Raw genomic sequence first — 24133 nt, forward strand, 5'->3', positions numbered from 1 at the left:
GACTGCTCCCTCAGCGGCTGGCGTCGGTCCTCAAAGTACGCCGCCGACGGAGCGTTGCATGCCCAGGATGACCCGTGCACGGCGTCATTCCGTACTTCTGGGGGCGAAATCCGTATGGATTTCGCCCCCAGAAGTCGACATGTCTATGCGCTCACCTACGGCTTGGAGCCGCCGCCGAGGTCCGCGAAGAAGTCCTTGACGGTCGTGAAGAGGTCGCCGATCTGATCGAAGAAGCCCTTCGTGGTGCCGATCCAGTCCTGGAGCGGGGTCAGCTCCCAGATCAGCCAGGCGGCCACGAACAGCAGGACCAGCGTGAACAGGCAGCCCTTGAGACAGCCCAGGCCAGGAATGCGCATCGGGTTTGCGCTGCGGCGGCGGGGCTCACGGGGCGGGCGCGGCTCGCGGGGCGGCCTGGGCTCGCGCGGGGCGGGCGGCTGGGGCTGCTGCGGCTGGGGCGCGTACTGCTGCTGGCGCTGGGGCTGGTGGTGCTGGGGCTGCGGGGCGTACTGCTGCGGCGGCGGCTGGCGGCGCTGCTGCTGCGGCTGCTGCTGGGGCTGGTACTGCTGGCGCTGCGGCTGCGGGGGCTGCTGTTGACGCTGCGGCTGCTGGCGCTGCGGGCGGCGGCGGAGCGGGTCCTGGCTCGGGTCCAGGTACTGCACGGACGTCTGCTCGTTGCGGTCGCGGGCGGCGCGCAGCTGGTTCTGCCAGGGGTGCGGGTCCTCGGGACCCGCACCGGAGGGCGCACCCGCGGGCGGCCCCGGAGGCACCGGCGGCATCACGGCGGTCGGGTCGGCCCCGCCGTGCGGGCCGCCACCCCGGCCGTGGCCCGCACCGGGAGCACCGGCGCCGGTCGAGGGCAGCACGCTGGTCGCGGCACCCGGGTCGTACGATCCCGCCGTGCTCGGCAGCACCTGGGTCGGGTCGGCCGCGCCCGGGGTGTCGGGCACGGGTGCCGGGGACGGGTCGGGGGCGAGCAGCGCACCGACCCCCATCGCGGCCTCGACCTGCGCGGACGAGGAGTGCACGCCGATGCCGGCGGCGACCGTGCGCAGGGCGCGGGCCAGGTTCTCGGCGCTGGGGCGCTCGTCGGGTTCCTTGCGCAGACAGCGCTCGATGACCGTCCACAGGGGCTCGGGGACGGTGGTGGGGCGGCGCGGCTCCTCGCTGAGGTGCCGGTGCAGCACCTCCAGGGCGGTGCCGCCCGCGAAGGGGGGCCTGCCGGTGACCAGTTCGTACATCAGGATGCCCGCGCCGTAGATGTCGACGGCGGAGGTCTGCGGGCGGCCCTCGGCGGACTCCGGCGCGACATAGGCCGGCGTACCGACGAACTCGTGGGTGCGGGTGAGGCCCGGGGAGTCGGCGAGGCGGGCGATGCCGAAGTCGGTGAGCATCGGCTTCATCGTGCCGTCGCGCTCGTCGACCAGCACGTTCGCGGGCTTGAGGTCGCGGTGCACCACGCCGTCGGCGTGGCTGGCGGCGAGCGCGTCGGCGATCTGCGCGGTGAGCAGGGCGGCCGCGACCGGGGTGAAGGGTCCGTTGTCGCGGAGATAGCGGTGCAGGTCGGGGCCGTCGATCAGATCCATGACCAGGGCGAGGAGGTCGCCCTCGACGACGAGGTCGCGGGTGCGCACGATGTTGGGGTGCGTGAGGCGCAGGAGGACCGAGCGCTCGCGCAGGAAGCGCATCACCACGTCCGCGTCGTTCGCGAGCTCCTCCTTGAGGACCTTGATCGCGACGGTCTCTCCCGGCTGGCCGGCGACGGCCGCCTCGGCTCCCGCGGTCTCCCGCTGGCGGGCGCGCCAGACGGTACCGGTGGCGCCGCGCCCGAGCGGCTGCTCAAGGAGGTACTTACTGCCTACCGGCCGCACGTGATGACTCCCTGCTGGTCGGTGACTGACCCTGATCGGTGGTTCGGAATTCCGGTGGCCCAACTGTAGTGCCGCCGAACGGGGCACGGGCCGGACGCGCTTCCGGGGGAAGACGCGGTGTTCGGCACGATGGTTGCCGCGCACGCCTGCGCGGTGCGTCACTGTTGTCCGACCATGCCCCAAGTCGGCACTTTTACGCCCACAGCCGACCATTCAAGATCACTTGGTGACGGGCGGCGGGCGGGTTGTCAGTGGCAGGTGCGAGGATGCCATCAGCACAGACCTATGGGGTAGGCGAGGGCGGCTCGATTCCTCAACGCCCCACGGTGGGTGCCGACCTGTACCGGACGACGCGTCCGTGCCGGGTGGGGGGCATCGCGGGGGCGGCAGCGGCACGGCTCCTCCTCGGTCTCTCCGCCGGCGCCTCGCGCAGAAGGGACCGCTGACGCGATGCAGATCCGGCTGACCGTCCTCGCGCCGCGCAGCGGCCAAAGCAGAGGGGTGTCTCCGGGCGCCCCGGCACCGGGAGCCGCGGGGGCCGCCGCCCCGGGGACCCGGGCCGACGCCACTGCCTGCGACGTGCTCGTCACCGCCCCGGCCGGTACCGCGCTGGCCGCGGTCGCCTCCGGGCTGGCCGCCGCCGTCCAGGGTGCGGGCCCCGAGACCACCGGCGCGGTGGTGGTGTACGCGGGGCGCGAGCGCCTGGACGCGCAGCGGTGCGCCCTGGGCGAGCCGCCGCTGGTGGACGGGGCGGTGCTCTCGCTCCAGTTCCCCGCGGACGAGGACGCCCCCGAGCTTTCCGACCTGGCCCAGCTCCAGGTGGTCGCCGGCCCCGACGCGGGCGGCGTGCACCTGCTGCACGGCGGGCAGATCCGGGTCGGCCGCTCCCTCGACGCCGACGTACCGCTGGACGACCCCGACGTGTCCCGGCTGCACTGCGCGGTGACGCTCGGCGACGACGGCCGGGTCACCGTCGCCGACCTCGGCTCGACGAACGGCACCACGCTGGACGGCCGGGACGTCGGCCCCCGCGAGGTGCGGCTGGCGCCGGGCGCGCTGCTGCGGATCGGCGAGTCCGCGCTGCGCCTGGCCCAGCCGGGCGCGCACGAGTCCGCGCTCTCCACCGCTCCGGACGGCGAGGGGCATCTGCGGGTGGCCCGCACGCCGGCCGCGGCTGCCGTTCCCGCTCCGGGGCGGTTCGGCGGCAGCGCGCCGCACCACCGGGTGAGCGGCCGTGGGGCAGGCACCGGCACGGCTGCCAGGACCGGTTACGGGACGGTGCCCGCCCAGGGCTCGCCGCCCGGGTCCCCGGGCCCCGGCTCCCCGGGCGGTACTGGTGGCGGCGCGGCGGTTCCCGGGGGCGGGAACCTGCCCGCCGGAGGGTCCTGGAGTGCCTCCGCGTACGGCGGCTCCGGGGCCGGCCCCGCGTACGACGGTTCCGAGGCCGGCCCCGCGTACGACGGCTCCGGGGCCGGCCCCGCCGGATACGCCCCGGAAGCGCGGCATCCGGCCGCGCCCCCGGCGGCCGGCGGGCAGGACCCGTACCCCGGGCCGGCCGACCGCACGCACGGAGCGGGCCGGATCGTCGCCCCGGGTGGACCGGGCGGACCGGGCGGACTGGACGGACCGGGCGGGCCGGCTGGTCCCGGCGGCTCCGAAGCGGGCGCGGGCGGCGGCTCCGCTACCGGTGCCCCCGCCAACGGCCGTCCGGCCGAGCCCCGAGAGGAGCCCCGGCGGCGCGGCGGCATAGGGGGCTGGGCTCGGCGGCTGACCTCGGGCCGCGGCGAGGCCGCCCACGACCACGCGGGCGAGAGCGCCGAACCGGCGCCCCGGCACGACGCCGCGGCCCCCTCCCGCCCGGCGCCCCCGGATGCGTGGCAGGCCACCCCGCCGGGTGCCGCCCACCGGGTGGACTCCGCCGACGCCCCCGTACCGTCGGGGAGCGCTCCCGATGCCTGGCCCGATGCGGCGACGCTGCTGCTCACGGCACTCCAGCCGGGTCCCCGGCTGTGGGAGCGCGGGCTCTCGCACCCCGAGTCCCTGGTGCTCCGGCTGGGTACGGCGGACCGGACCGCGCCCGACGGCACGGGGCTGCTGCCCGCCGTACCGGTGACGGTGGGGCTGCGCGAGGCGGGTTCGCTGGGGCTCGCGGGACCGCGTGCGCGGCTGGCCGGGCTGGCGCGCTCCGCGGTGGCGCAGCTCGCTGCCCTGCACTCCCCCACCGAGCTCGAAATCGTACTGATCAGCGCGGACCGCACTCGTGGCGTCGAGGAGCGCACCCAGGAGTGGGGCTGGCTCGGCTGGCTGCCGCACCTGCGTCCCGCGCACGGCCAGGACTGCCGGCTGCTGCTCGCGTACGACCGCGACCAGGCCTCCGCGCGCGTGGCCGAGCTGGTGCGGCGCACCGAGGAGGGGCCGCTGGAGGCGGACGCCCCGCGCACCGTCGTGATTCTCGACGGCGATCCGGGTTCGGCAGGGTTGCGCGAGGCCACCGCCCGGCTCGCGGCACACGGCTCGGCGCACGGCATCCACCTGCTGTGCCTGGCCGAGACCCCTGCGGCCTCCCCTCTTTCCCCGGTCGAGGTGACGTACGACGCGGCCTGCGCGGTGTCGTCCGCCTTCCGCGAGTGCGGGGCCGCGGCGCTGCTGAGCGGCGAGGTCGCGACGGCGGTACGGGTGCTGCGCACGGCGGGCGGGCAGAGCGCCGGGCACGGCACGCTGGCTTCGGTGGACGCGGTGTCGGCGGCCTGGGCGGAGCGGTTCGCCCGCGCGCTGGCCCCGCTGCGCGACGACGCCGCGGACCTCGGGGGCGGCCCGGGGCCCGGTGGTGCTTCGGCGGGCAGGCAGGGCCGGCGGCCCGCGGCCTCGCTGCCGCCCGTGTCCCGGCTGCTCGACGAGCTGGGCCTGGCCAGGGCGACCCCCGCGTCCCTGATGGCCCGGTGGGCCGCGGCCGCCGACGACGAACAGGCCCCTGGCGCCACGCGCGCGTGGGCGGTACTGGGCGCAGGACCGCGCGGCCCGCTCTGCGCGGACCTGGCGATCGACGGACCGCATCTACTGATCGAGGGCCCCGCGGGCAGTGGCCGTACGGAAATGCTGCGCTCGGCGGCGGCCTCACTGTCCGCGGCGGCCCGCCCCGACCGGCTCGGCCTGATCCTGCTCGACGGGGCGGGCGGCGAGCGCGGCGAAGGGCTGCGCGCCTGCACCGAACTGCCGCACGTCTCGACCCACTTGGTGGCCTCCGACCCGGTGCGGATGCGGGAGTTCGCCCAGGCGCTGGGCGCGGAGCTGAAGCGCCGTGACGAGCTGCTGGGCACGCTGGACTTCGCCGACTGGCATGCGGGCCGCGGCGCGGACACCGCGGGCACCGGAACCGGCGCGGCCGCCGGGACGACTGGGGCCACCGGGGCCAGGGGTGTCAGCACGACCGCCGGGGTCACCGGGGCCAGGGGTGTCAGCACGACCGCCGGGGTCACCGGGGTCAGGGGTGCCGGCGCGGCCAATGGGACAGCCGGGGCCGCCGACGAGGTGGCCGAGCGGCTGGTGTCCCAGCGCCGGGCGCCCGCCCCGGAGTCCCGCAGGGCCGACATTCCCGGCAGCCGGAGCGCGCAGGCGACGGGCATGCAGGGCCCGGGTGCACAGGGGCCGGGTGCGCACCGGCCGGGCGGGCAAGGGCCGGGTGCGCACGGACCCGCCGGGGGCGCCGGTCCGGACCGCCCGCACGGGCACACCCCCGCCACCGGGTACACCTCGCCCCGCGCAGAGACCCGTACGGAATCGCGTACCGAATCCCGCACCGAGACCCGTACGCAGTCACGCACCGATCCCCGCGCCGACATAGAGGGCCCCGGCACCGGCACCCTGCGGCTGCGGCCCGCCGCGGCCCGCGAGCGGGAGCGGCAGGCGGCGGCGCAGGCCGGCGGCGGTCCTTCGCCACTGCCCCGGCTGGTGGTCCTCGTCGACGACCTGGACGCCCTGGTCGCTCCCGCCCTCGGCAGCCCGGGACGCCCCTCGGCGGGCTCCGTCGTACGGGCGCTGGAGGCGGTGGCCCGGCACGGCGAGCGGCTCGGGGTGCACCTGGTGGCGTCCACCGCCCGCCCCGACCGGACCGCCGGAACCGAACTGGCACAGGGGGCACGGCTGTTGCGGGTGGTCCTGGACCCGCCGTCCGCCGCTCCCGCACCGGAGGAGCCCGCTCCTGGGCGTGGCCGGCTGCTGCATCCCGACGGCACGGTGACCCCGTTCCAGGGCGGCCGGGTGACCGGTCGCATCCCCCGCACGGCCACTCAGCGGCCCACCGTGGTGCCGCTGGAGTGGGAGCGGATGGGCGACCCGCCGACCCGCCGCCCCGTCCGCGAACTGGGCAACGGGCCGACCGACCTCGCCCTGCTGGCCAGCGCCCTGGACCGGGCCGCCCGTACGGTCAACGCCGCGCCGCCGGTGCCGCTGAACACCCCGCAGGAGGCGCGCTGAGCACCACCCGCCGACCCGTCGCGGCCTGCGGCAGCTCCTGAGCCCACGTCACGAGGCCATCACAAAAGCCGAGTTGACAGTGAAGGCACTATTGCGGGCCACCAGGACCGGGCGTAGGACTGACCCCAGGTAAGTGAACGGGTCAGCAAAAAGCGATGGTCGGGCCGGTCCGCGGGCACACCGCAGGACGGTCCGCATCCGTACGCGCACGGCAGAGACGGGGCAGTGATGCACACAACTCTTCGCCAGCGGAGGAAGTCCGGCCACCTCGGCAGCGACCGGGCGGCGCGGCACAGCAGCCGCGCCCTCCTGGCCGTCGCCGCGGCGGGGGCACTCTTCCTCACCGGCTGCGGCGGCGGTGACACGCCGGACCCCAAGACCACGGGGTCCGCGTCGGGCGCCCCTCAATCCCCTGCGAAGTCTCTTGAACTCCCGCAGCTGAACGGGGAGAAGCTCCAGGTCATCGCGGTGTGGACCGGCGCCGAGGGCGAGAACTTCAAGAAGGTGCTCAAGGAGTTCGAGAGCCGTACCGGGGCGACGGTGACGTATGTGCCGACCCAGGACGCCATGCTCACGTACCTCGGTTCGAAGATCTCCGGCGGTACTCCCCCGGACGTGGCGCTGCTCCAGCAGCCCGGTGCGCTCAAGCAGGCCGTCGCGAAGAAGTGGCTGAAACCGGTCGATGCCACCACCCAGGCGCAGCTGGACAAGAACTACTCCAAGGGCTGGAAGGACATCGCGGCCGTCGACGGCACCCAGTACGGGGTGTACTACAAGGCCGCCAACAAGTCCCTGATCTGGTACAACGCCAAGGCCTTCGAGAACGCGGGGGCCACCGAGCCCAAGACCTGGGCGGAGTTCCTGAAGACCGCGGAGACGATCTCGCAGTCCGGCATCACCCCGGTCTCGGTCGGCGGCTCGGACGGCTGGACGCTGACCGACTGGTTCGAGAACATCTACCTCTCGCAGGCGGGCCCGGAGAAGTACGACCAGCTCGCCCAGCACAAGATCAAGTGGACGGACCCGTCCGTGAGGGACGCGCTGACCACCCTCGCGCAGCTCTTCGGGAAGTCCAACTACCTGGTGGGCGGGCAGAAGGGCGCGGTGGGCACGGCGTTCCCGAAGTCCGTGGAGCAGACCTTCACCGGCGGGGAGACCCCCAAGGGCGCGATGGTCTTCGAGGGTGACTTCGTGGCCGTCAACATCAGCCAGACGAAGGCCAAGCTGGGCACGGACGCCAAGGTGTTCCCCTTCCCCGCGGTCGGCGACAAGTCCCCGGTGGTGACCGGCGGCGACGTGGCCGTGGCACTGAAGGACACCAAGGCCGCCAAGGCGCTGATGACCTTCCTGGCGTCCACCGACGCCGCGAAGATCTCCGCGGGCGCGGGTGGCTTCGTCTCGCCGAACAAGTCGGTCGACATGTCCGCCTACCCCAATGACACGCTCCGCGACATCGCGAAGGCCCTGGTCGGGGCGGGCGACGACTTCCGCTTCGACATGTCGGACCAGGCGCCGCAGTCCTTCGGCGGCACGCCCGGCAAGGGTGAGTGGAAGATCCTCCAGGACTTCCTGCTGAACCCGAAGGACATCGCGGGCACCCAGCAGAAGCTGGAGACCGAAGCGGCCGCGGCGTACAAGAACTGACGCCGTGACGTCAGCGACCGCGGGGGGCGCGGCGAGCGTGACGCCGCCCCCCGCCACCCCGGACAAGCACAAGAGCGTGACAGGCACACGCAAAGTCATCGCGGCAGGCTTCCTGCTGCCCGCGCTGGTCCTGCTGGGCGCGCTCGTGGTCTACCCGATCGGGTTCTCCGTCTACCGCAGCTTCTTCGACAAGTCCGGCTCGGGATTCGCCGGCTTCGACAACTACGTCAGTCTCTTCACCAGCGACACCATCCTCACCGCGATCAAGAACAATCTGATCTGGGTGGTCGTCGCGCCGACCGTCTCCACCGCGCTGGGGCTGATCTTCGCGGTCCTCACCGAGCGCATCCGCTGGGGTACCGCCTTCAAGATGATCGTCTTCATGCCGATGGCGATCTCGATGCTCGCCTCGGGCATCATCTTCCGGCTGGTGTACGAGCAGGACCCGGACCGCGGGGTCGCCAACGCCGTCTGGGTGGGGGTGCACGACACGTTCGCGGAGTCCTCGGTGTTCCCGAAGGCCAGGCCGCTGCCGGTGCACCCGCTGAAGGCGGCGGGCGGCGGCGCGTACGTCACCAAGCAGCCGGTACGGGCCGGGCAGCAGGTCCTGCTGCCGCTGATCGGCGTCGCCCCCGCCCAGATGCCGGGGGACGCCCAGCTCGCGAAGGCCCCGGCCACCTCGCCCGACAAGGTCACCGGGACGGCGTGGCTGGACTTCACCAAGGGGGGCGGCGGAAAGCCGAACACCATCGACAGCAAGGAGTCCGGCCTCAAGGGCCTCACGATCGAGGCGGTCAAGGACGGCAAGGTGGTCGACTCCACCGAGGCCGCCGCGGACGGCTCCTTCTCGCTCTCGGCGAAGGCCGACGGCGCCGAACTGCGGCTGCCCGCGGGCAACTTCCGCGCACAGTACAACGGAGTGGACTGGCTCGGCCCGAGCGTGGTGACGCCGGCCATCATCGGCAGTTACGTGTGGATGTGGGCGGGCTTCGCGATGGTGCTGATCGCCGCGGGGCTGGCGAGTCTGCCGCGCGAACTCCTGGAGGCGGCCCGGGTGGACGGGGCCAACGAGTGGCAGGTGTTCCGTCGGATCACGGTGCCGCTGCTCGCACCGGTCCTCGCGGTGGTCGCGGTGACCCTGATGATCAACGTCCTGAAGATCTTCGACCTGGTGTTCATCATCGCGCCGGGCGATTCCCTGGACGATGCGAACGTCCTCGCGCTCCAGCTCTACCAGTCGTCGTTCGGCGATGATGCCGATCTGGGCATCGGCAGCGCCATCGCCGTGTTCCTCCTGCTGCTGGTGATTCCGGTGATGCTCTTCAATATCCGGCGGATGCGGAAGGAGCAGGGCCGATGAAACACTCCGGTGACGCCGTCAAGGCGAAGCGTTCCCTTCCGGCGCGGATCGCGGCCGGGGCCGGCGGCGGCCTGATGCGGGTCTTCCTGATCGTGGTCGGGCTGTTCTGGCTGATGCCGACGATCGGGCTGCTGCTCTCCTCGCTGCGCGACGCGTCCGACATCGCGGCCAGTGGATGGTGGAAGATCTTCACCGCGCCCGCCGAGCTGACCCTGAAGAACTACTCGGCGATCCTGCAGAACGACACCGTCCTGAACTCCCTCCTGAGCACCGCGCTGATCACCGTGCCGGCGACGGTGCTGGTGGTGGTGATCGGCGCACTGGCCGGTTACGCCTTCGCGTGGATGGAATTCCCCGGCAGGGACTGGCTGTTCATGCTGGTCGTGGGGTTGCTGGTGGTGCCGGTGCAGGTGGCTCTGGTGCCGGTGGCGAAGCTGTTCGGGGTCGTCGGCATCTTCGAGACGACGATGGGCGTGGTCCTCTTCCACGTGGCGTTCGGACTGCCGTTCGCGATCTTCCTGCTGCGCAACTTCTTCGCGGAGATCCCGCGCGAGCTCCTGGAGGCGGCACGGCTCGACGGGGCGGGCGAGATCAGGCTGTTCACCCGGGTGGTCATGCCGCTGGGCGGCCCGGCGATCGCCTCGCTGGGCATCTTCCAGTTCCTGTGGGTCTGGAACGACATGCTGATCGCGCTGATCTTCGCGGACGCCACCAGTCCGCCGATCACGGTGGCTCTGCAACAGCAGGTCAGGCAGTTCGGCAACAACATCGACGTGCTGGCGCCCGGCGCCTTCGTGTCGATGGTGATCCCGCTGGTCGTGTTCTTCGCGTTCCAGAAGCAGTTCGTCTCCGGCGTGATGGCAGGCGCGGTGAAGTAGTACCCCACCGAGGCCCACGACCCCGCACGTCAACCGGGCTTTACGGAGGGGTGATTCGGACACCTGCCGCCGAATCACCCTTCCGTGGCGCCCCTTTGGTGAAACTTCCCCCGTATGCCGCATTCTGCGTAACCCGCCCGGGCCACGGCCCGTTGCGGGCATACGGTCCGCCCGTCTGCCGGGCGCCGGCCGTCACTGCCGCGACGACCCCATGGATGTGCCGTGCCCCGGTTCAGCGTGATCGTGCCCGCCCACCAGGTCCAGGAGTACCTGGAGGAGTGTCTGGACTCGGTACTCGCTCAGTCCTGCGACGACTTCGAGCTGATCGCGGTGGACGACTGCTCGCCGGACGCCTGCGGTGACCTCATCGACGAGTACGCGGCCCGGGACCCGCGGGTGCGCCCCCTGCACCTGACGGCGAACGGCGGTCCTGGCAACGCCCGCAACGCGGGCATGGAGCGGGCCCGCGGCGACTACCTGCTCTTCCTCGACGGCGACGACGCCCTCGCGCCCGGCGCCCTCCAGTCGGTCTCCGACCGCCTCAAGGAGTGCGACTCGCCCGACGTCCTCCTCTTCGGCCACACCCGTACCTTCTGGAACGGCGAGTCCGTGCGCGACCGGTTCGCCGGAGAGCTGCACGAGCAGGGACCGGCCTCCTTCACGCTCGCCGAACGCCCCGGACTGCTCCGGGTACCCGCGGTCGCCTGGAACAAGGCGTACAGCCGGGAGTTCGTCGAGCACCAGGGCTTCACCTTCCCGCCCGGCCACTACGAGGGCACCCCCTGGACCTACTCGGTCCTGATGTCGGCGGCCACGGTCTCCACCCTCGACGAGGTCTGTGTCCTCCACCGGCAGCGCCGCCACGGCAGCGCCCCCGCCGCCGCCCTTCTCCCCCACCTCGACATCTTCGGCCAGTACGACCGGGTCTTCTCCCTCCTGGACTCCCGGCCCGACGCGGCCCGCTGGCGCCCCGTGGTCCACCACCTGATGCTCGACCACTTCGCCGCCGTCCTCGACGGGGCCGGCCGCCTCCCGCGCGGCGCCCGCGCCGAGTTCTTCCGCCGGGCCCGCGCGCACTGCCGCCGCCTGCGCGCCGCCGGGACCACAGGCCCCCGCGCCACTGGACGCCTGCGCGGCATCGCCGCCCGCGGTGCGGCCACCCGCAAGGCTGCCCGTGAAGCTGCCCGCGGGGTCACCACCGCGCGCCGGGCCCCCGCCACCGCCCCGGGTGCCACACCGGCCGGCCGGGCGTACGACGCGGCGGCGGCCGACGCGGCGGCCCTGCGTGCCGCCACCACGCACGCCCCCGCGCTGAACACCCCGGACGTCCTGGGCACCCCCGGCGCCCCAGGGACCTCAGGCACCCTGGGCGTCCCGGGCGGTCCCGAGGCCCTGGACACCTGGGACGGCACCCCGAGCGCCCCGTACCTCCCGCGGCCCGTCACCCCCTCGCTCCGCACCCGGCTGCGGCACACCCTCCTCGTGCTCGGCAGCCACCGCACCTATCACGCGCTGGCCCTGCTGAGGACCCTGCGCCGCTCCGCCGCCGGCCGGGCCGGAGGCGTGCTGCGCACCGCCCGCGCCGCAGCGATGCGACTGCACTACCGGATCCAGCTGCGGCTGCCCGTCCGCGCGGACCAGGCGGTGTTCGCCGCGTACGGGGACCGGGGCTACGCCTGCAACCCGGCGGCCATCGAGGCGAAGGTCCGCGAACTGGCTCCGCACGTCCGCACGTCGTGGATCGCCGCGCCCGCGCACCAGCACACCGTCCCCACCGGTACGCGCCGGCTGCGCCCCGGTTCGGCCGCGTACTGGAGCGCGCTGGCCCGTGCCAAGTACCTGGTGACCAACGACAGCTTCGACCACCGGCTCACCAAGCGCCCCAGCCAGGTCCTCCTGCAGACCCAGCACGGCACTCCGCTCAAGACGATGGGCCTCGACCTCCAGGACCGCCCCGCCGCGGCCATGGACTTCGCGCAGCTCCTCGCGAACACCGACATGTGGGACTACCTGCTCTCCGCCAACCGCCACTCCTCCCTCGTCTGGGGGCGGGCCTACCCCTCTCCGTACACCACCCTGGAAACCGGATATCCGCGCAACGACGTCTTCCAGTCCGCCACCGCCGGCGACGTCGCCCGGATCCGCGCGTCGCTGAACATTCCCGAAGGCTCCACCGCCGTCCTCTACGCTCCGACGCACCGCGACTACCGCAGGACCCAGCGCCCGGCGCTCGACCTCGAACACCTCGCCCGGTCCCTCGGGCCCCGGCACGTGATCCTCACCCGTGCCCACCACCTCGCCAACGGACCGCTGCACCGCGCGAGTTCCCACAGCAGTGCCCGAATCGTCGATGTGAGCGAACATCACTCGATCGAGTCACTCTGTCTGGCCTCGGACACGCTGATCACCGACTACTCGTCGCTGATGTTCGACTACGCCAACCTCGACCGCCCGATCGTCCTGCACATCGACGACCGGGAGGCCTACGAAGCGGCCCGCGGCACCTATTTCGACATCCGCGAGTTCCCGCCCGGCGCGATCGCCCGCACCGAGGACGAGCTGGTCGACATCTTCCGCACCGGTCACTGGCGCGGTTCCCGCTCCGCGCAGCTCCGCGCCGCGTTCCGGGCCCGGTTCTGCCCGTACGACGACGGCCGGGCGGCGGAACGCGTCGTACGCCGGGTCTTCCTCGGCCAGAGCGAGCTGCCCCGCGTCGTACCGCTGGAGGAGCGCACTCCCACCCCGGCCCAAGGGACTCCGGCGGGCATCTCGTCCGTACTGCCCGCCCAGCAGGACCCGCGGGGCGCCGCACAGGACGCGGGGGCCGCGGGGCAGGCGCCCTGCGACCTCCTGCGGGCCGGGCTGCACTGACCCGTGCGCGGGCCCGCGGCACCCACGACGGAGGGACCCGGCGGACACCGCCGGGCCCCTCGTCGACGTGCTCACGGACTCACCCGCGTACCGCCGCTACGGCTTGATCGCGATGCGCCCCTCGTCCATGCGCAGCAGCAGCAGCTGCTCGCCGGTCTCCTCCAGGAACTCGTCGACGGCCTGCCGCGAGCCCTGCCAGTAGCCGTAGTCGTCGATGAGCAGCACACCGCCGCTGACCAGGCGCGAGTACAGGTGCTCCAGCTCGTGCTTGGTGGAGGCGTACCAGTCGGTGTCCAGGCGCAGGATCGAGATCTGCTCCGGGGCCTCGCCGGGGACGGTGTCCTCGACCTTGCCCTGCACGTAGTGGATGCGCTCGGCCGGGTAGGGGACCTTCTCGAAACCGGACTTGACGTCGTCCAGAGTGGCGACGGCCCAGATCGGCCGGTCCTTGCCCTGGATGTCGAGGAGTTCCTGGGCGGACTTGCCGTCCAGGCGCTTGTCCTCCTCGGTGGGCGGCGTCATGCCCTCGAAGGTGTCGAAGAGATACAGCTCGCGGTCCTCGACCCCCTCGGCGAGAAGGGTCTTCGCACAGGCCTGCATGGACCCGCCGCGCCAGACACCGCACTCGACGATCGCGCCGGGAATGTTGTGCTTGACGACGTGCCGGGTGGCCAGGATGAAAGCGTTGAGCCGTTCCGGGGAGGTCATCGAGTACGGCTTCACCGCACGGATGATGTCTTTGGCCCCGTCGTCGTAGTCGGCGGGGAACTTGATCCCGGAGCTCGGCTTGGGCTTCGGCGCGGGGATGTGCGCCGTGGGGGCGGGCCGTGCCGCCTGACGAGGCCGTTGGCCTGGAACCGGGACGCGTCGCAGCTGGTAACCGGTCAGTTGCTGAAGGACGCCATTCACGGCGTTACGCCATACCATGCGCACGGACAGTACGCGGTGATACGCCTTCCCGCCTATATCTCGTCAACAATCGGCGGTTCGGTTTAACGAATTCAGCAGCGGAAAGTCACGCGGACGAGGCGTGCTTTGTCCGGGCCTGTGGCGATCACACGGAACTCCGGGCCCGTGGGGATGGGCTGAGCAGGAGTAAGAATCAGCCAATCCGCTTGCCATCGGCACAGCACGGCGCGCCGTTGCCCCTCCCCGGTGCGCGCACTCAGCGCCCGCACGGTGTCGTTCCACCGCTGTGCCGCCTCCGACCTGGGAATTTCCGGCTGCGGCCAGGCGGGCGCGACGGTGTAGACGCCGTAGGCGGGCAGCACCCGCAGCCACTTGTAATGCGTGGTCAGCACGACGTCGCCGTAGGCCAGATGACGGGTCAGCGAGCCGAATTTTCCCCATGGTGGCGTGAATTGGACCAGCCGGGTGAGGGTGGGCCGCTTCCGCAGCTCGGGCAGCGCGTACAGCAGCGCTCCCGACTGGGCCCACAGGCCGGCGCACAGGGCTGCGGCGACCCCGGCCCGCACCAGCCGCCGGGTGCGCGGCCCGACGGCCGCCCAGGGGTGTGGCGCGGCCAGTTCGACGGCCAGCGCGCACTGCGGCGCGAACACCGCGAAGGCGAGCACCCGCCCCCAGGTGTAGTGCCCGGTGAACCAGCCTGCCGCCGCGACCGCCAGCGCGCCCGCGCAGAGCAGCACCAGCGGGTCCCGCCGGCTGCGCCGCATCCTGAGCAGCAGCGCGGGCAGCGCCGCGCACACCAGCCCGTAGCGCAGCGGTTTGCGGTGGTAGGCGGTCTCGTGGAAGAAGTCCAGGGCCGAGGCGTCCTGGACCGACAGCACGTTCCCGTACGGCCAGAGGACGACCAGCAGCAGCGCGGCGGCGCCTCCCGCCGCCCAGCCGGTGAGGGTGCGTCGGCCGATCCCGGGGGCGGCCCCTGCACACACCGCCGCACAGCCGATCAGCACCCCCAGGGCCACCACCGGGTTGATCAGGACCACACACCCCAGGAGCAGCCCGGTGCCCGCCCAGTGCACCGGTCCGCGCCCCGTGCGCACGGCGCCGTCCAGGCGGGCCCATACGTACAGTCCGAGCCCGAAGGCGAAGGTGCTCGGGTACGACAGGGACAGGCAGAGCCCGCTCAGTGACAGGAAGCCGCTCCACAGGAACGGCTCGGGACCCCACAGGAGGCCCAGGCAGCAGAACGTCAGGAAGGGCGCCCAGGGGCGCGGGGTCAGGGTCCGTACGAAGGCGCGCACCCCGGCGACCAGGACCACGGCGTTGACGGCCGCGCAGACACTCAGCACGGAGAGCGTCGCGGCGCCCGTCACGCGCGCGTACAGGGCGGCCACGACGGTGTACGGCGTGTAGTACGGGCTGTCGCTGCCGGGGCGGGCGAGGAGCGGCCCGCCGGGGTCGCTCAGGTCGCGCCGGAGCCGCTCCACGGCGGCGGCGTGCTGGCCGAGGTCGCCGAGCCAGGGGAGCCGCAGTGCGACCAGCCAGAGCAGCCCGAGCACCGCCCAGAGCGCGAGGTGGGGGAGCACCTGCCGGGCGCGGGCGGGCGGCGGGGGCACTCCGGCGGGGCGGGTGCCGGGGATGGGGCAGGTGTCGTAGGCGGGGCTGCTGGCGGGGGCGGGGCTGCTGGCGGCCATGCCGGTCTGTCCCTCCGGGGCGGCGTGCGATCCGCGGATCAGATTGCAGCGCCGCGGCCCGCGGATCGCTGCTGCGACCTGCGGGCGTTCGGGTGGGACGGGGGGCGGGGGCGTGGAGACGGGCCGCATACCGCGGGCCGCGGGGCAGCACAAAGGCGGTGGTGCGGACAACTCCGCACCACCGCCCGGGTACAGCGCCGGGAAAAGACGGCTACTTCTGTGCCGCTGCCGGGGCCGGCACCTGCTTGGGGCGACCCGCCAGCTCGCGGCCCGCGATCGCGCCGGGCACCGGGATGCCCTCGACGCCGCCGATGTGGTTCGCCCAGCGGATGGTCACCTCGCGGACGATGGCGCGGGAGACGCGGTACGGCAGGTGCGGCGCCATGCGCGGCTTGCGGAAGACGCCGACCGAGTCGCCCCAGTACGCGTGCTTGGCGTCGATGGCCTCGTAGTCGTGCCGGATGCCCTTCATGGGCGGGAAGTCGGTGAACGCCTCGCGCAGTTCGAGACCGCAGTACGCGGCCATCGCGCGAAAGCCGTCGGGGTAGTAGCGCCAGCAGTCCTGCGCGTCGTGCGCGTTGCCGCGCGAGGGGGCGGTGATGAACGCGTGGCCGCCGGGGCGCAGCACCCGGCCGATCTCCATGATCGAGGCCCAGAAGAAGGGAATGTGCTCGAAGGCTTGGCCGGAGAGGACGATGTCGGCGGAGCGCGACTTGAGCGGGATCCGGTACGGGTCCTTCATCACGCGGTTCACATTCGGCCCGTCGAGTACGTCGACACCCACGTAATCGATCTTGTGGTTGGCCAGCAGCGCACGGTGCGTAAGGCTTTGACCAGGTGAAATGCGCGATCCGAGGTCGACAACACGATGCCGCTTTGAAACGGGCATGTACTCCTTCACGCAGAGGGCCATCTGGTCGTAAGCGGACTGGTGCATGGTTTCTTCTCCCTGTGACGTCAGCTCAAGGAGGATCTCTCAACACCGGCGCTTTCTCACCCCCCTTGACAACATTGAAACCCGACTGGACCGGGTGAATTCAGGCCTGCGGCGTCCTCGCATTTCACTCGGACGGAGCGTTCACGGGCGGGCTTCCCCCGCCTCCAGCCCCTGCCGGCGGTTCAGCAGCCCCCGGCGGCCCGGCCGGTTCCGGCGGTGAGCGCGGCCACCGCGGAGGCCGCCAGATCGTCCAGGTAGGCGGTGTGCCCGGCGGGGGGTTCGGTCCTGACGACCACCAGCCGCCAGTACAGCGGTCCGACGACCAGGTCCAGGGCGCGCTCCGGGTCGGCCCCCTCGGGCAGTTCACCGCGCGCGACGGCGTCCCGTACGACCTGGGCGGCGACACCGTGCTGCGGGTCGAGCAGGGCCGCCCGGACCGCCTCGGCGATTTCCGGGCTGCGGACGGCCTCGACCAGCAGGTCCGGGACGACCTGGGAGGCGACGGGGTGCCGCAGCGCATGGGAGACGACCTCCAGGAGGGCGCGCACGTCGCCGTGCAGCGAGCCGGTGGCCGGTGCGGGCAGCCCTTCCGCGGCGAAGGCCGAGACCAGGTCGAGCACGAGGTGCAGCTTGGAGCGCCAGCGCCGGTAGACGGCGGTCTTGCCGACGCCCGCGCGGCGTGCGATGCCCTCGATGGACATGCGTGCGTAGCCGACCGCCGCGAGCTCGGCGAGGAGGGCGTCGCGGATGGCGTCGGTGACGTCCTCCCGGAGTACGGCGGCGCCCGCGGGGGCCCGCCTGGGGGCCGGTTCGGGCGAGGACGCGGGGGCCGGGTCGGTCGTCATGCGGGAATCCTAGCGTCACGACGGAACGGTTGCGTTTCGACGTCCCGTCGTCCTACTGTCGACGTCACGACGATACGGTCGCGTTCCGACGTCGAAATCTCCGTCCGCCGCATACGGACGCGCGCCGTGCCGTCCCCTGTCCCTCGCGCTCCTGCCCCCGCTCCCGGCGAAAGCAGCCCTCATGAGCAACCCCACCGTTCTCCCTCCCGACCTGAGTGCCTACGCCGTCCGGCACGGCCTCACCGTGAGCGGCGCCCGGCCGCGGCTCGGGGAGTACACCCGCCAGTTGTGGTCCCGTCGGCACTTCATCTCCGCTTTCGCGACCGCCCGGCTGACCTCGCAGTACAGCGAGGCCAGGCTGGGCCGGCTGTGGCAGGTACTGACGCCGCTGCTGAACGCGGCCGTCTACTACCTGATCTTCGGAGAGCTGATGAACACCAAGGACGGCGTCACCGACTACGTCCCCTTCCTGGTCACCGGCGTCTTCGTCTGGTCGTTCACCCAGAGCACGCTGATGACGGGGGCCCGGGCCGTCAGCGGCAATCTCGGCCTGGTGCGGGCCCTGCACTTCCCCCGCGCCGCGCTGCCCGTCTCGTACGCCCTGCTCCAGCTCCAGCAACTGCTGGTCTCGCTCGGGGTGCTGGCGGTGGTGCTGTTCTGCTGCGGACAGCCGCCTCGGCTCTCGTGGCTGCTCGCCGTGCCCGCGCTCGCCCTCCAGGCGGTCTTCGGCACCGGCCTGGCGCTGGTGCTGGCCCGGCTGACGGCAGGCACCCCCGACCTCGCCCAGCTGCTGCCGTTCCTGCTGCGCACCTGGATGTACGCGTCGGGGGTGATGTGGAGCACGGCGCACGTGCTGAAGGACGGCAGCGTGCCCGGTGCCGTCCGGCTGCTCCTCCAGTGCAATCCGGCGGCCGTCCACCTCGACCTGGTGCGGTACGCCCTCATCGACAGTTACGGCGCGGCGCAACTCCCGCCGCACGCGTGGGCACTGGCCGCCGGCTGGGCACTCGTCGCAGGCACCGGCGGCTACCTGTACTTCTGGCAGGCGGAGGAGCGGTACGGACGTGGCTGAGCACCCCGGGCCGCACCCCGGCACGGGTGCCGGCTCCCCCACCGTCGTCGTCGACGGCCTGCACCTCACCTTCCGGGTGCACACCGCCGGTTCGGGACGCGGCAGCGCCCTCGGTGCGCTCCGCAGGATCGTCTCGCGCACGCCGTCGTCCTCCGTGCGCGAGGTGCACGCCGTCAAGGGCGTCAGCTTCGTCGCGCACCAGGGCGAGGCGATCGGTCTGATCGGCTCCAACGGGTCCGGCAAGTCGACCCTTCTCAAGGCGGTGGCGGGTCTTCTCCCGGCCGACCGGGGGCGGGTGTTCACCCGGGGTCAGCCGTCGCTGCTCGGGGTGAACGCCGCGTTGCTGAACGACCTCACGGGTGAGCGGAACATCGTGCTGGGCGGTCTCGCCATGGGCCTGTCCCGCGCGGAGGTCAAGGAGCGCTACGCCTCCGTGGTCGACTTCTCCGGCATCGACGAGAAGGACGACTTCGTCTCGCTGCCCATGCGGACCTATTCCTCCGGCATGGCCGCGCGGCTCAAGTTCGCGATCGCCGCCGCGAAGTCGCACGAGGTGCTTCTGATCGACGAGGCCCTGTCCACCGGTGACGCCCGCTTCCAGCGGCGCAGCCAGGAGCGGATCGCCGAGCTCCGCCAGGAGGCGGGCACCGTCTTCCTGGTCAGTCACCACCACAGGACGATCACCGAGACCTGCGACCGGGCGCTGTGGCTCGAATCGGGGACGCTGCGGATGGACGGGCCCGCGAAGGAGGTGGTGGCCGCGTACGAGGCGTCGACGGCGTCGGCCGGTGCGCGCCGGTGACGCGCGCCCACGACCTCGGCAATCACCGGGCGGGCGTTCTAAGATCCCGGCGATGACGTCCCCGCAGCTCGCCCCCAGCAGCCCGGCCGCCGGTCCGGCCGCCGTGGCCCCCCGCCCGTTCCTCCGGCGCCCCGCGGTCCGGCTCGCCGCCGTGTGGGCCGGCACCCGGCTCCTCCAGGTGGCCCTCGTCGCCGGCCTGTTCGGCCAGGTCGGGGAGACCGTCAACGGGGAGGTCCACCGGATCTACTTCCACTGGTACGAGCAGCTGGTCAACGGCGCCTTCCCGCTCGACGACGTGATGTGGCAGTACCCGCCGGGTGCGGCCCTGGTGATCCTTTCGCCCGCACTGCTGCCCGGGCTCAGCTACTTCCAGGCGTTCGTCGCGCTGACCCTCCTGGTCGACGCCGGCGTCGCCTTCGCCCTGGCCCGCGCGGCCCGCGTCGGAGAGGCGGACGGGGCCGCCGGTTCCGGCGCGGGCACCGCCGCCGCCCGGACCGGCGCCGCGCGTACGCGCGCGGGCGCGTGGGTGTGGGTCGGCGGGCTGCCGCTGCTGATGCACGTTCCGCTGGTGCGTTACGACGTTCAGGTCACGGCTCTCGCCGTCCTCTCGCTGCTGTCGCTGCTCGCTCTGCACCACCACCCGCGCCGCGCGGGAGCGGCGGGCGGTGCGCTGGCCGCGGTCGGCGCACTCGTCAAGGTGTGGCCGGCGCTCGCCCTGCTCGGCACGCCCCGGGGGCGCACCACCCGGGCCGCCTGGGGAACGGCGGTGGCCACCGCGGCCGTTCTGCTGGGAGTGCTGGCGCTGACCTTCTCGCACACCTTCGACTTCCTGCGCCAGCAGGGCAACCGGGGCGTGCAGATCGAGTCCCTCGGCGGCACCTTGCTGTCCCTGGTCCGGCTGGCGGGCCTGCCTGCCGACGGGTCCTACCGGGTCGAATACCGGTACGGCGCGATGGAGTTCGTGGGTCCGTACGTCTCCGCCGTCGCGCACGCCTCGCTGCTGCTGACCGCCGTGGCGTTCTGCTGGCTGCTGCTGTGGCGGGTGCGGGCGCGGCGCTGGACCCCGGCGACCGCTGCCGACGCCGCCCTGTGTGCCGTGCTGCTCTTCGTCGTCACCAGCCGTGTCATCAGCCCGCAGTACCTCATCTGGCTGATCGGCCTGTCCGCCGTGTGTGCCACCGTCCGGGGCACCACCCAACGCCCCGTCATCGTGCTGCTGTTGGCGGCCGCCGCGGTCAGCACTCTCGCCTATCCCCTGGCGTACGGGCAGGTGACGGCGGGCACCCCGTACGGCTGTCTGCTCATGCTGGTCCGCAACGGGCTCCTGCTGACCGCTGCCGCACGGTCGTGCCGCGGGCTTTGGGCTTCATCGGTGGCGCCTCGCGGCACGCGGTAGGCTCCCCTCGCGCCGACCACGGCGGCAGCAGGGGGAATTGGGCATGCGGAACGGGGCGAGCGGCCGCGCGGGACGGGCGGCCGACGGCACAGCACTGACGCCACTGCGCGCGGACGATCCGCGGGAGATAGCCGGTTACTCCCTGGAGGCGCGCATCGGCGAGGGCGGCATGGGCACGGTCTATCTGACCCGTACCCGGGGCAACCAGCCCGTCGCGCTCAAACTGATCCGCCGGGAGTACGCGGACAGTGTCCAGTTCCGGCAGCGCTTCGCGCGCGAAGTGGCCGTCTCGCGGCAGGTGCACGGCTACCACATCGTGCCGGTCGTCGACCACGACAGCGGCGACCTGCGCGAGGGCGCGGCCGGTACGCCGCCCTGGCTGGCCACCCGCTTCGTGCCCGGCATCCCCCTGGACGACGTGCTCGAAGCCCACGGCCCGCTGCCGGCCACCACCGTCCTGCAACTGCTGTGCTGCGCGGCCCGGGCCCTCGACGCCGTGCACACCGCCGGCGTCATCCACCGCGACGTGAAGCCGGGCAATCTGCTGCTCGCCTCCGACGGCCCCTGGATGCTCGACTTCGGCATCGCGCGTGCCGCCGGGGCGGTCACTCTCACCACGGTGGGCCGGTTGGTGGGCACCCCGAAGTTCATGTCGCCGGAACATGCCCTGGGCCGCCCGCTGACCCCCGCCGCGGACGTGTTCGCGCTCGGTCTCATCGGCGCGCTGGCCGCCACCGGGCGGCACCCGTACGGGCGCGGCAACGCTCTGGCCGTCGCCGCCCGGATCGCCGGCACCGACCGCGAGCCCCCGGATCTGGCCGGCTGCCCCGAGCCGCTGCGCGAAGTCGTGCGGCAGTGCCTGGCGGCCACGGCGGGCGACCGCCCGACGGCAGCGGAAGTGGCCGAAAACTGCCGCCGTCACGCCGGGCGCGACGTACGGGACTTCGCGGGGTGGCTGCCCGCGCCCGTGGCCGCCGCCGTACGGGCCCGGGAGGCCGCGGTGGCCCCGGACAGGCGCTCCGCCCTCGCGGACGCGCCCACGGTGACCGCACCCGCCCCACGGACGGCACCCACGCTGCCCGCACTGGCGCCGACGGTGCCGATGACGGTGCGCGATCCCAGGGCCGGCGAGTGGTCGCGCCGGGTGCGCCGTACCTCCTGATCCGCCCGTCCGGTCCAAGCGGGCCTGACGGCACCCTCGGCCGCTCCACGCGCGCGTATCCCGAGGCGGGCCGCCGGGGACCGGTACGGGAAGCGCCGCACCAGCGCCCTGGTACCCGCGGCGCGGCACCCCCGCACCGGTCCCCGGAGCACGACCTCCACCACTCTCGTCCCCATCCCACGACCCGGGAGGCTCCCCATCAGCAACACCGTCGGCGACATCCTCAGCCCGCTCGGGCCCGAAGACCCGCGCGAGACCGCCGGATACCACCTCCTCGCCCGGATCGGCGAGGGCGGCATGGGCACGGTCTACCTCTCGCACACCCGCGGCAACCAGCCCGTCGCCCTCAAGGTCATCCGTCGCGAGTACGGCCAGAACCCGGACTTCCGGCGCCGCTTCGAGCAGGAGGTGCAGGCCGCCCGCCGGGTGCAGGGCTACCACATCGTGCCGGTCGTCGACCACGACACCAGTGGTACGCAGCCCTGGCTGGCCAGCAGTTTCGTGCCCGGTCTTGCCCTGCACGAGGTGCTCGGCCACTTCGGCCCGCTGCCCGAGGCCGCGGTCTTCCAGCTGGTCGGCTGCACCGCGCTCGCCCTGTCCTCGATCCATGCCGCGGGGGTGGTGCACCGCGACCTCAAGCCGTCGAACATCCTGATCGGCTCCGGTGGCCCGTTCGTCATCGACTTCGGCATCGCGCGTGCCGCCGACGCGACCCAGCTGACCGCGAGCGGCGGGCTCATCGGCACCCCGCAGTACATGTCGCCCGAACACGCGCTGGGCGAGCAGGTCGGCCCGGCCAGCGACATCTTCTCGCTCGGCCTGATCGCGGCGGTCGCCGCCACCGGACGGCACCCGTTCGGCGACGGCGGGGCCATCACGGTCGCCGCGCAGATCGCCAACACCGGCCACCGGCCGCCGGACCTGAGCGGCTACCCGGACAGTCTGCGGCCGCTGCTGGAACGCTGCCTGACGGCGGACGCGGCACAGCGCATCGCGCCGGGCGAACTGATGGCCCTGTGCGAGCAGTCCGCGGGCCGTCCGCTGCGCGAGTTCACCGGCTGGCTGCCGGAACCGGTGGCGGAGGAGATCCTGCGGCGGGAGCAGACCGCCCAGTACGCGGCGCGGCAGGCACAGGCCGCCCAGAATGCGCAGGCCGCGGCACAGGCTTCCGCCCAGCCGCCCGTCCCGCAGCAGCCCCCGCACGCACCTCACCCCCCGCAGGTTCCGCAGGGCCCGCCCACCCTGCCGCCGTACGTCCAGCCGACGCACACTCAGGTGCCCAGCGCCCAGTTGCCCCCGCAGACGGGCCAGAGCGCCGCGTTCGGCGTGGCGGGCCATCCGCCGACGTACCAGGGCACCGAGGGACCGCAGGGCACCCCCACCTTCGGCCCGAGTGCACACCAACCGACGGGGCCCGGCCCGCAGCCCGGCGGCACCGTGAAGAAGCCCGGCAAGGCGAAGAAGATCCTGCTCGCCGCCGCCGTGGTGGCCGCGGTCGGCGCGGGCGCGGGCGGCGCCGTCTTCTTCCTCGGCGAGAACGCCAAGAAGGACAGGGCGAGCACCGCGGACGCCAAGCCTTCCGGTTCCCCCGCCGCCTCCGCGCCGGCCCCCGCCAAGGAGCCCGCCGCCCCCGCCGCGGACGCGCCCTCCTCCGGTACGAGCGGCACGGACGGCACGGACGGCACCGGCGGCACGCCCACCCCCGCACCGCCGGAGACCGCGACGTACACCGAGGTCTTCAAGGACAAGCCCCTGACCCTGCGCACCCCGAACACCCTCTCCAGCACCTATGTCGACTTCGACCTGCCCAAGACGGTGGTCGACGGCGACATGGCGTCCGACGTACGGGACCTGACGGTCAGCGACTCGTACTGGGACTTCGGGGCCACCATGGGCAAGAGCTCGGGCGCCACCGCGCAGGAGTGCCGTACCGGGGCGGAGACGAACGCACTGCCCGACCAGGTGGGCCCCCGGGAGTTCGGGGAGCGCGGCTCGGTACCCAACGGTACCCGGCTCTGCATGGTCACCGACGACGGAAACCTCGCCATGTACGAGATCACCCAGATCGCCGCGGCGAGCAGTTCCTCCGACGTGCCGACCGTCGTCGGGAACCTGACCCTGTGGAAGATCAGCCAGTAGCCCGCACCACCACAAGACGCCGAGGGGCGCCCACCGCGCGTACGGTGGGCGCCCCTCGGCGGTGGTCCGGGTGCCGGGCCCGTCCGGGT

15 protein-coding genes are annotated in these 24133 nt (G+C 73.1%); 10 read left to right on the forward strand and 5 right to left on the reverse strand.

The genetic code is table 11. From position 1 onward, the window contains the following. Positions 1-155: 155 nt before the first annotated feature. Complete coding sequence (locus ACFWVV_RS26905; protein ID WP_384355055.1) at positions 156-1868, reverse strand: serine/threonine-protein kinase; 1713 nt, start codon at positions 1866-1868, stop codon at positions 156-158. A 450-nt stretch (positions 1869-2318) separates the two neighbouring features. On the opposite strand from ACFWVV_RS26905, the gene ACFWVV_RS26910 reads away from it, so the two are divergent. The 5 genes from ACFWVV_RS26910 to ACFWVV_RS26930 all read left to right on the forward strand — a co-directional run bounded on the left by ACFWVV_RS26910 (position 2319) and on the right by ACFWVV_RS26930 (position 13094). Continuing rightward, complete coding sequence (locus ACFWVV_RS26910; RefSeq protein ID WP_384355053.1) at positions 2319-6341, forward strand: FHA domain-containing protein; 4023 nt, start codon at positions 2319-2321, stop codon at positions 6339-6341. Positions 6342-6569: 228 nt separating this feature from the next. Beyond that, positions 6570-7985 (forward strand): ABC transporter substrate-binding protein, encoded by a 1416-nt coding sequence (locus ACFWVV_RS26915; protein WP_384355051.1) that lies wholly within the window; start codon positions 6570-6572, stop codon positions 7983-7985. Positions 7986-7989: 4 nt separating this feature from the next. Continuing rightward, positions 7990-9345: a carbohydrate ABC transporter permease gene (locus tag ACFWVV_RS26920; RefSeq protein ID WP_384355049.1), complete on the forward strand. Its 1356-nt coding sequence runs from the start codon at positions 7990-7992 to the stop codon at positions 9343-9345. Then, the gene (locus ACFWVV_RS26925; RefSeq protein WP_384355047.1) at positions 9342-10223 is read left to right on the forward strand and encodes a carbohydrate ABC transporter permease; all 882 of its coding nucleotides are present in this window, start codon (positions 9342-9344) and stop codon (positions 10221-10223) included. The genes ACFWVV_RS26920 and ACFWVV_RS26925 overlap by 4 nt, the downstream gene beginning before the upstream one ends. Before the next feature lie 222 nt (positions 10224-10445). Beyond that, entirely contained in the window at positions 10446-13094 is a 2649-nt protein-coding gene (locus ACFWVV_RS26930; RefSeq protein WP_384355045.1) for a CDP-glycerol glycerophosphotransferase family protein, read from the forward strand. A gap of 96 nt (positions 13095-13190) precedes the next feature. Here the strand turns inward: ACFWVV_RS26930 and ACFWVV_RS26935 are convergent, their stop codons facing one another. The 4 genes from ACFWVV_RS26935 to ACFWVV_RS26950 form a co-directional block, all read right to left on the reverse strand. Beyond that, on the reverse strand, positions 13191-14021 hold the full coding sequence (locus ACFWVV_RS26935; RefSeq protein ID WP_384355043.1) for a TylF/MycF/NovP-related O-methyltransferase: 831 nt from the start codon (positions 14019-14021) through the stop codon (positions 13191-13193). Positions 14022-14095: 74 nt separating this feature from the next. After that, positions 14096-15691 carry a hypothetical protein gene (locus ACFWVV_RS26940; RefSeq protein ID WP_384355041.1) on the reverse strand — a complete coding sequence of 532 codons (1596 nt, stop codon included), beginning with the start codon at positions 15689-15691 and terminating at the stop codon, positions 14096-14098. Between the two features lie 211 nt (positions 15692-15902). Continuing rightward, on the reverse strand, positions 15903-16628 hold the full coding sequence (locus ACFWVV_RS26945) for a methyltransferase domain-containing protein (protein WP_384355039.1): 726 nt from the start codon (positions 16626-16628) through the stop codon (positions 15903-15905). 182 nt (positions 16629-16810) lie between these two features. Next, on the reverse strand, positions 16811-17473 hold the full coding sequence (locus ACFWVV_RS26950; protein WP_384355037.1) for a TetR/AcrR family transcriptional regulator: 663 nt from the start codon (positions 17471-17473) through the stop codon (positions 16811-16813). A 181-nt stretch (positions 17474-17654) separates the two neighbouring features. Here ACFWVV_RS26950 and ACFWVV_RS26955 point away from each other — a divergent pair, with 181 nt between their 5' ends. The 5 genes from ACFWVV_RS26955 (at position 17655) to ACFWVV_RS26975 (ending at position 24044) form a co-directional block, all read left to right on the forward strand. Beyond that, positions 17655-18545, forward strand: coding sequence for an ABC transporter permease (locus tag ACFWVV_RS26955; RefSeq protein WP_384355035.1), 891 nt, complete (start codon positions 17655-17657; stop codon positions 18543-18545). Further along, on the forward strand, positions 18538-19347 hold the full coding sequence (locus ACFWVV_RS26960) for an ABC transporter ATP-binding protein (protein ID WP_384355033.1): 810 nt from the start codon (positions 18538-18540) through the stop codon (positions 19345-19347). Before ACFWVV_RS26955 ends, ACFWVV_RS26960 begins: the two co-directional genes overlap by 8 nt. 52 nt (positions 19348-19399) lie before the next feature. Then, positions 19400-20743 carry a glycosyltransferase 87 family protein gene (locus tag ACFWVV_RS26965; RefSeq protein WP_384355031.1) on the forward strand — a complete coding sequence of 448 codons (1344 nt, stop codon included), beginning with the start codon at positions 19400-19402 and terminating at the stop codon, positions 20741-20743. A gap of 43 nt (positions 20744-20786) precedes the next feature. Then, positions 20787-21905, forward strand: a complete 1119-nt coding sequence (locus ACFWVV_RS26970; protein WP_384355029.1) for a serine/threonine-protein kinase — start codon at positions 20787-20789, stop codon at positions 21903-21905. Positions 21906-22124: 219 nt separating this feature from the next. Beyond that, complete coding sequence (locus ACFWVV_RS26975) at positions 22125-24044, forward strand: serine/threonine-protein kinase (protein ID WP_384422820.1); 1920 nt, start codon at positions 22125-22127, stop codon at positions 24042-24044. Positions 24045-24133 lie beyond the last annotated feature (89 nt).

It is taken from the genome of Streptomyces sp. NPDC058663 (genome assembly GCF_042716745.1).
In the GTDB taxonomy this organism is placed as follows: Bacteria; Actinomycetota; Actinomycetes; order Streptomycetales; family Streptomycetaceae; genus Streptomyces.